This window comes from Variovorax sp. P1_H12_2, assembly GCF_056405335.1.
In genome coordinates, this window is sequence record NZ_JBFUCI010000298.1 from 1 (window position 1) to 8,061 (window position 8,061).

The following is an 8,061-nucleotide window of genomic DNA, read 5'->3' on the forward strand; positions in this document are numbered from 1 at the left end:
CATCTACTACGGCGCCCAGTACGGCGGCTCCACCACCGCCATCCTGGTCAACCTGCCGGGCGAATCGTCCTCGGTCGTGACCGTGATCGACGGCTACCAGATGGCGCGCAAGGGGCGAGCGGGGCCTGCGCTCGCGGCCGCCGGCCTGGGCTCGTTCTTCGCCGGCTGCGTCGGCACGCTGATCCTGGCGGCCTTCGCGCCGCCGCTGACCGAGTTGGCCTTCAAGTTCGGCCCGGCCGAGTACTTCTCGCTCATGATCCTGGGCCTGATCGGCGCCGTGGTGCTGGCCTCGGGCTCGCTGCTCAAGGCGATCGCGATGATCGTGCTGGGCCTGCTGCTGGGCCTGGTCGGCACCGACGTCAATTCGGGCGTGGCGCGCTTCAGCTTCGACATTCCTGAGCTCACCGACGGCATCGGCTTCGTCGCCATCGCGATGGGTGTGTTCGGCTACGGCGAGATCATCGCCAACCTGTCGCGCCCCGAGGAAGACCGCGAGGTCTTCACCGCCAAGGTGTCCGGCCTGTTCCCGACCAAGGAAGACTTCAAGCGCATGCTGCCCGCGGTGCTGCGCGGCACGGCGCTCGGCGCGGCGCTTGGCATCCTGCCCGGCGGCGGCGCGCTGCTGGCGGCCTTCGCGGCCTACACGATCGAGAAGAAGACCAAGCTGCATCCGGGCGAAGTGCCCTTCGGCAAGGGCAACATCCGCGGCGTCGCGGCTCCCGAGTCGGCCAACAACGCCGGCGCCCAGACCTCCTTCATCCCGCTGCTGACGCTGGGCATCCCGCCCAACGCGGTGATGGCGCTGATGGTCGGCGCGATGACGATCCACAACATCCAGCCCGGCCCGCAGGTGATGACCAGCAACCCGGAGCTGTTCTGGGGCCTGATCGCCTCGATGTGGCTCGGCAACGCGATGCTGATCATCCTGAACCTGCCGCTGATCGGCATGTGGATCAAGCTGCTGTCGGTGCCCTACAAGTACCTGTTCCCGGCCATCGTGCTGTTCTGCGCCATCGGCGTGTACTCGACCAACAACAACACCTTCGACATCTGGATGGTGGCGATCTTCGGTTTCGTCGGCTACGCCTTCTTCAAGCTCGGCTGCGAACCCGCACCGCTGCTGCTGGGCTTCATCCTGGGGCCGATGATGGAAGAGAACCTGCGCCGTGCATTGCTGCTGTCGCGCGGCGACTGGATCGTCTTCGTCACGCGGCCGATCTCGGCCGGCCTGCTGGCGGCGGCGCTGCTGCTGCTGGTGATCGTGCTTCTGCCGGCGGTCAAGTCCAAGCGCCAGGAAGCCTTCGTCGAGGATTGAGCGCTGCGCTCCTTCCGGCTTCGCGCAACGGCACCTTCGGGTGCCGTTTTTTTTTACGTCTTGTGCGGGCGCGGCGGCTTCATGTGCTGCCTGGCCATGGCGAGGAAGGCCATGGCGGCCGGGCTGAGCGGATGCTTGGCCAGCCGCACCGCGACGACCGGATACTCCAGCGCCGGACGCGTCACGGCCACCGCGCGCAGGTTGCCCGGCATCAGGACTTCCACGTAGCGAGGCAGCAGCGCGACGCCCGCGCCGGCCTGGATGAGCCCGAACGCGGTCGACAGCATCGAGACATGGTGGACCACGCGCGGATACACATTGGCCACGCTCGACAGCTGGCGGCTGACGGATCGCCACACGTTGGCGTCCGGATTGACGTGGATGAAGGCCAGCGCATCCAGGTGCCGGGCATCGATCACCACCCGCTGGGCCAGCGGATGATCGTCGCGCACGAAGAGCGCCATGCGCTCGCTGAACAGCGGCTCGGTCGCGAGCTCGGAGTGCTTCTGGCCGATGTCCGAACCGAAGCCCAGGTCGGCCTCCTGCGAGAGGATCCGCGAGATCATCTGCTCGGCCGTGCTGTCCATCAGCACCGTCGCCAGCGCCGGGTGCTGCTGCGAAAAGCGGCCCAGAAGCGGCGGCAGCAGGGCGCCCGCCGTGAGATGGCCCACGGCCAGGACCACCCGCCCTTCGCGCAGCTGGGACTGCGACCGGCAGGCGCCGACGGATTCATCGATCAGCCGCAGCGCGCGCACGGCCGTGTCGACCATCATCTGGCCGGCATTGGTGATGCGGATGCGGCGCCCTCGCACCACCAGGGGCTGGCCGAGCTCGTGTTCCATTCGCTTGACCAGGTGGCTGATCGCGGGCTGCGTGAGCTGCAGGGCTTCCGCCGCGAGGGTGAAGCTGCCGGTTTCGGCGACCGCCGCCAGGGCCCTGAGCTGCTGCAGCGAGATCTCTTCCGCGGTGTTTCTTGCCATAAGCAGAATTCATAGTTCGATAAGCTGGATTATCTGGCTTGATGCGCTGGCGTTGCATAGCATCCGATTTCCTCTCCACAGGGACAGAATCCAGAACCATGAAGCGAATCCAGTTCATTCAGGCCTGTGCCGCCGTGCTTTGCGTGGGCGCAACGTCCGCCAGCCGGGCGCAAGGCTATCCGGCCAAGCCGATCCGCCTGATCGTGCCTTTCCCGGCCGGCGGCGCCACCGACCTCTTCGCGCGCACCCTGTCGCAGAAGATGGGCGAGAAGCTCGGCACCACGCTGGTGATCGACAACAAGCCCGGCGCCGGTGGCGCGATCRGCTCCGATGCCGCGGCCAAGGCGGCGCCCGATGGCTACACCCTGCTGCTGGCCACCACCAGCACGCACTCCATCGGCCCGGCGATCAACCCGAAGCTGCCCTACGACGCGGTGCACGACTTCACCCCGATCGCGCACGTGGGCGATGCGCCCAGCATCATGCTGGTGCCCAACAACTCGCCGGCCAGGACGGTGCGCGAGTGGATCGACTACGCGAAGAAGAACCCGGGCAAGCTCAACTACGCGTCGAGCGGCAACGGCACCATCGTGCAGCTCACGGCCGAGCTCTTCAAGTCGCAGGCCGGCGTCTTCGTCACGCACATCCCGTACAAGGGCACCGCGCTCGCGATTCCCGACCTCATCACGGGCAAGGTCGACGTGCTGTTCGACTCGCTGCCGACCGGCATGCCGCACGTGCGCGACGGCCGGCTGCGGGCGCTGGGCGTGACGACGCTGAAGCGCAGCCCGCTGGCGCCGGAACTGCCACCGATCGCCGACGTGCTGCCGGGTTTCGAGTCCAATACATGGTTCGGTCTCTACGGCCCCAAGGGCCTCCCGGCCGATATCGTGACCCGCATCAACAGCGCCGCCAACCAGTCGCTCAGCGACCCGGAGACGCGCGACAAGCTGGCACGGCTGGGGATCGAACCCACCACCAGCACGCCGGCGCAGCTCGCGGGCATGGTGGCGCAGGACGCCGCCAAATGGAAAAAGATCATCACCGAACGCAAGATCACAGGGGACTGACATGAAATTCGACTACGCCAATCCCTACACCTCGACCCGCATCCCGGTCTTCGCGCGCAACGTGGTGTCGACCTCGCATCCGCTGGCGGCCCAGGCCGGACTGCGCATCCTGCAGCAAGGCGGCAACGCGGTCGATGCCGCGGTCGCGACCGCGGCGGTCATGACGCTGGTGGAGCCGGTCAGCAACGGCCTGGGCAGCGATGCCTTCTGCATCCTGTGGGACGGCCGGAAGCTGCACGGCCTCAATGCCTCGGGCTGCGCGCCCGCGGCCTGGACGCCCGACTATTTCCGCAAGAAGCACGGCGCCGACGCCGCCACGCCGCCGATGCGCGGCATGGATTCGGTCACGGTGCCGGGCGCAGTGGGCGGCTGGGTCGCATTGTCCGAGCGCTTCGGCAAGCTGCCTTTCGCGGATCTCATGGCGCCGGCGATCGAGATCGCCGAGCGCGGCTACCTGATGCCGCCCGTGGTGCGGCAGAAGTGGGCCGCGGCCACGCCCATCCTGCAGTCGCAGCCGGGCTTCGCGCAGAGCTTTCTGCCGTGGGGCCGGGCGCCTGAAGTGGGCGAGCTGTTCCGCTTCCCGGCGGCCGCGCGCGCCTTGAAGGCCATCGCGGCGACGCGGGGCGATGCCTTCTACAGCGGCGAGATCGCCGAAGCGCTGGAGAAGTTCTCGAACGAGAACGGCGGCAGCCTCAAAGTGCGCGACCTCGCCAACTGGAAGCCCGAGTGGGTCGAGCCCATCGCCCAGAACTACCGCGGCCACACGCTGCACGAGATCCCGCCGAACGGGCAGGGCATCGCCGCCCTGATCGCCCTGGGCATCCTCGAGCATTTCGACATCGGCTCGATCCCGGTCGACTCGGTTCGCTCGCAGCACCTGCAGATCGAGGCCATGAAGCTCGCGTTCGCGGACACCTACCGCTACGTGTCGGAGCCATCGTCGATGGAGCTGACACCGCTGCAAATGCTCGATGGCGCCTACCTCGCCTCGCGTGCCAAACTCATCGATGTGAACAAGGCGCAGGACTTCAAGGCAGGCAACCCGGTCAAGGGCGGCACCATCTACCTCACGGCGGCCGACGAGAGCGGCATGATGGTGAGCTTCATCCAGAGCAACTACATGGGCTTCGGCTCGGGCTGCGTGGAGCCGGGCTTCGGCATCAGCCTGCAGAACCGCGGGCACGGCTTCAGCCTGAAGGACGCGAGCCCCAACCTGGTGGCGCCGGGCAAGCGCCCGTTCCACACCATCATCCCGGCCTTCCTCACGAAGGACGGCGCGCCGGTGATGAGCTTCGGCGTCATGGGCGGCAACATGCAGCCGCAGGGCCACATGCAGACGCTGGTTCGCATGCTGGACTACGGGCAGAACCCGCAGGCGGCCTGCGATGCGCCGCGCTGGCGCTTCAATTCGGGACTCGAGATCAATGCCGAGGCCGCGATGGCTCCTGCCACCGTGCAGGGCCTGTCCGCGCTCGGCCACAAGGTCGATGTCATCAACGACTCCTACCAGGACTTCGGCGCCGGCCAGTTCATCTGGCGCGCGGGCGACCCGGCGGTGGAAGGCTACGTGGCGGCCAGCGACGCGCGCCGCGACGGCTTGGCCGCGGGGTTCTAGTCCTCTCGATGCCCCAGGCCGCCTCGGCGCAAGCCGTTCGAAAAAACCTTGCCCCGGGCCTGGCCCTCGCCACCTTCGGTGCGATCGCCTTCAGCGGCAAGGCGATCATCGTCAAGCTGGCCTACCGGCACGGCGTCGATGCGGTGACGCTGATCATGCTGCGCATGCTGTTCGCGCTGCCGCTGTTCGCGCTCATGGCATGGTGGGCCGGGCGGGGCAAGCCGGCGCTCACGCGGCGCGACTGGCTCGGCGTCGTCGGGCTCGGCTTCTCGGGCTACTACCTGTCGAGCTTCCTGGACTTCGCGGGGCTGGCCTACATCACGGCCAGCCTCGAGCGGCTGATCCTGTACCTCAATCCGACGCTGGTGCTGCTGTTCGGCTGGATCGTCTACCGGCGGCGCATCACGCGCTGGCAGTTCGCAGGCATGGCGATCAGCTATTCGGGCGTGCTGCTGGTGTTCGGCCATGAGCTCAGCCTGGGCCAGAGCGCGTCGGCCGCGTGGGGCGCCTTCCTGGTGTTCCTGAGCGCGGTGAGCTATGCGATCTACCTGGTCGCCAGCGGCGAGTTCGTCAAGCGGCTCGGCTCGCTGCGCCTGGTCGGTCTGGCGACCAGCGTGGCCTGCCTGCTGTGCATCGCCCAGTTCCTGCTGTTGCGGCCGATGGGCGCGGCCTTCGAGGTCGCGCCCGAGGTGATCTGGCTGTCGGTGCTCAACGCCACGCTGTGCACTGCCGTGCCCGTCCTCGCCGTCATGATGGCGATCGAGCGCATCGGGCCCGCGATGGCGGCGCAAACGGGTATGGTCGGGCCGATGTCGACGATCCTGATGGGGGTGCTGCTGCTCGGCGAGCCCTTCACCGCCTGGATCGCGGCCGGCACGGTGCTGGTCATCACCGGCATCTTTGTCTTCACACGAATGGGGCGCTGAGCCCGAAGGAATCAACATGGATCTGGGAATCGCGGGCAGGACGGCGCTGGTGTGCGGCGCGAGCAAGGGACTGGGCTACGGCTGTGCGGAAGCGCTGCTGCGCGAGGGCGTGAACCTTGTGATCGTGGCGCGCGGCGCCGAGGCGCTGGAGGCTGCGGCGGCGACCCTGCAGGCCACTGCTGCAGGCAGCGCTGCCAAGCCTTTCGTGAAGCACGTCGCGGCCGACATCACGACCCCCGAAGGCCGCGCCGCGGCGTTCGCGGCGCACGCCGAATTCGACATCGTGGTCACCAATGCCGGCGGCCCGCCGCCCGGCGATTTCCGCGACTGGGACCGCGAGGCATGGGTGAAGGCGATCGACGCCAACATGCTGACGCCGATCGAACTGATCAAGGCCACGGTCGACGGCATGGCGGCGCGCGGCTTCGGGCGCATCGTCAACATCACCTCGAGTTCGGTCAAGGCGCCGATCGATATCCTGGGCCTGAGCAACGGTGCGCGCAGCGGACTCACGGGCTTCGTCGCCGGTGTCGCGCGCACGGGCGTCGCGGCCAAGGGCGTGACGATCAACAACCTGCTGCCGGGATCGTTCGACACCGATCGCCTGAAGGGCACGCTGRCCGGCGCGGCGAAGAAGTCCGGGCAGGACATCGACGCGATCCGCGCCAGCCGACAGAAGAACATTCCGGCAGGCCGCTTCGGCACGCCCGCGGAGTTCGGCGCGATCTGCGCCTTTCTCTGCAGCGTGCATGCCGCCTATGTCACGGGCCAGAACGTGCTGGCCGATGGCGGTGCTTACCCCGGGACGTATTAGGCTCGCCCCCAGGTTGCCGGCACTTCGTGTCCGGCGCCCACCCCCGACCGGGGGCAACACCAGCGGCCTGGCGAAGCCAGTTCCGCGGTGTTTCACCAACGGGCCTGGCTGCGCCGGCCACGACAAGGCAAGTCGCTGGCGTGGCAGGATAGGCGACTTATCAGGAGCAGCACCATGAGCAAGAGCAAGGCAGTGCGCATCGACCGCCACGGCGGTCCCGAGGAGCTCAAGTTCGTCGAGGTCGAGGTCGGCGACCCCGGTCCCGGCGAGATCCGGATCCGCCACAAGGCGGTGGGCCTCAACTTCATCGACACCTACCAGCGCAGCGGCCTCTATCCCTTCGCGATGCCGCTGCAGCTCGGCATGGAAGCCTCCGGCGTGGTCGAGGCAGTGGGCGAGGGCGTCACGCACCTCAAGGCCGGCGATCGCGCCGCCTACGCCAGCCAGCCTCCCGGCTCCTATTGCGAACTGCGCGTGATGCCGGCAAGGAGCGTCTGCAAGCTGCCCGACGGGATCTCCTTCGAGACCGGCGCGGCGATGATGCTCAAGGGCCTGACGACGCAGTACCTGCTGCGCAGGACGCTGCCGGCCGAGGGCCTGCAGCCCGGCGACTTCATCGTGTTCCATGCCGCGGCTGGCGGCGTCGGCCTGATCGCCTGCCAGTGGGCCAAGGCGCTCGGGCTCCAGCTCATCGGCACCGCCGGCACCGACGCCAAGTGCCAGCTCGCACTGGCCCACGGTGCCGCGCATGCGATCAACTACGCCACCGAGAACTTCGCCGAGCGCGTGAAGGCAATCACCGGCGGCCAGGGTGTCAAGGTGGTCTACGACTCGGTCGGCAAGGACACCTTCGAAGGCTCGCTCGCCTGCCTGCGGCCCTTCGGCCTGCTCGCGGTCTTCGGCAACGGCTCGGGTCCGGTGCCGCCGTTCAGCCTCGGCCTGCTGGCCAAGGGCTCGTACTACGTCACGCGCCCGACCCTGTTCACGCACATCGCCACGCGCGAGAGCACGCAGGCGATGGCGGACGAGCTGTTCGCGGTGGTCGAGAGCGGCGCGGTGAAGATCCCGATCGACCAGCGCTACGCCCTGGCCGACGTGCAGCAGGCGCACCGCGACCTCGAGGCCCGCAAGACCACCGGCTGCACAATCCTCACGTTGTAGCTCGCCCCCAAGTTGTAGCTCGCCCCCAGGTTGCCCCGCACTTCGTGTCGGGGCGCCCACCCCCTGCCGGGGGCAACACCAGCGGCCCGGCAAAGCCGGTTCCGCGGTGTTCCACGAACGGGCCTGGCTGCGCCGGCCGGGTTCAGGTGGGTGCTGAGGGGGAGCCGGGCAGGCCGAACT

The 8,061-nt window shown here is 68.2% G+C and carries 7 protein-coding genes; 6 read left to right on the forward strand and 1 reads right to left on the reverse strand.

Translation table 11 applies throughout. From position 1 onward, the window contains the following. On the forward strand, positions 1-1,315 hold a 1,315-nt coding region (locus AC1D2K_RS24450), incomplete at its 5' end, for a tripartite tricarboxylate transporter permease (protein ID WP_478091661.1). A gap of 53 nt (positions 1,316-1,368) precedes the next feature. On the opposite strand, the gene AC1D2K_RS24455 is transcribed toward AC1D2K_RS24450, so the two are convergent. Continuing rightward, positions 1,369-2,295, reverse strand: coding sequence for a LysR family transcriptional regulator (locus AC1D2K_RS24455; RefSeq protein ID WP_478091663.1), 927 nt, complete (start codon positions 2,293-2,295; stop codon positions 1,369-1,371). A 98-nt stretch (positions 2,296-2,393) separates the two neighbouring features. On the opposite strand from AC1D2K_RS24455, the gene AC1D2K_RS24460 reads away from it, so the two are divergent. The 5 genes from AC1D2K_RS24460 (at position 2,394) to AC1D2K_RS24480 (ending at position 7,881) form a co-directional block, all read left to right on the forward strand. After that, a complete protein-coding gene (locus tag AC1D2K_RS24460) occupies positions 2,394-3,365 on the forward strand; it encodes a Bug family tripartite tricarboxylate transporter substrate binding protein (protein WP_478091665.1) in 972 nt (323 codons plus the stop codon). Between the two features lies 1 nt (position 3,366). Next, complete coding sequence (locus AC1D2K_RS24465) at positions 3,367-4,980, forward strand: gamma-glutamyltransferase family protein (protein ID WP_478091666.1); 1,614 nt, start codon at positions 3,367-3,369, stop codon at positions 4,978-4,980. 8 nt (positions 4,981-4,988) lie between these two features. Then, complete coding sequence (locus tag AC1D2K_RS24470; RefSeq protein WP_478091668.1) at positions 4,989-5,906, forward strand: DMT family transporter; 918 nt, start codon at positions 4,989-4,991, stop codon at positions 5,904-5,906. 16 nt (positions 5,907-5,922) lie between these two features. Continuing rightward, on the forward strand, positions 5,923-6,720 hold the full coding sequence (locus tag AC1D2K_RS24475; RefSeq protein WP_478091669.1) for an SDR family oxidoreductase: 798 nt from the start codon (positions 5,923-5,925) through the stop codon (positions 6,718-6,720). A 174-nt stretch (positions 6,721-6,894) separates the two neighbouring features. After that, positions 6,895-7,881: a quinone oxidoreductase family protein gene (locus tag AC1D2K_RS24480; protein ID WP_478091671.1), complete on the forward strand. Its 987-nt coding sequence runs from the start codon at positions 6,895-6,897 to the stop codon at positions 7,879-7,881. The last annotated feature ends 180 nt before the right edge of the window (positions 7,882-8,061 follow it).

Coding starts and splice junctions, on each gene's coding strand:
- AC1D2K_RS24465 (WP_478091666.1), top strand. CDS start 3,367: ATGAAATTCGACTACGCCAATCCCTACACCTCGACCCGCATCCCGGTC.
- AC1D2K_RS24480 (WP_478091671.1), top strand. CDS start 6,895: ATGAGCAAGAGCAAGGCAGTGCGCATCGACCGCCACGGCGGTCCCGAG.
- AC1D2K_RS24455 (WP_478091663.1), bottom strand. CDS start 2,295: ATGGCAAGAAACACCGCGGAAGAGATCTCGCTGCAGCAGCTCAGGGCC.
- AC1D2K_RS24470 (WP_478091668.1), top strand. CDS start 4,989: ATGCCCCAGGCCGCCTCGGCGCAAGCCGTTCGAAAAAACCTTGCCCCG.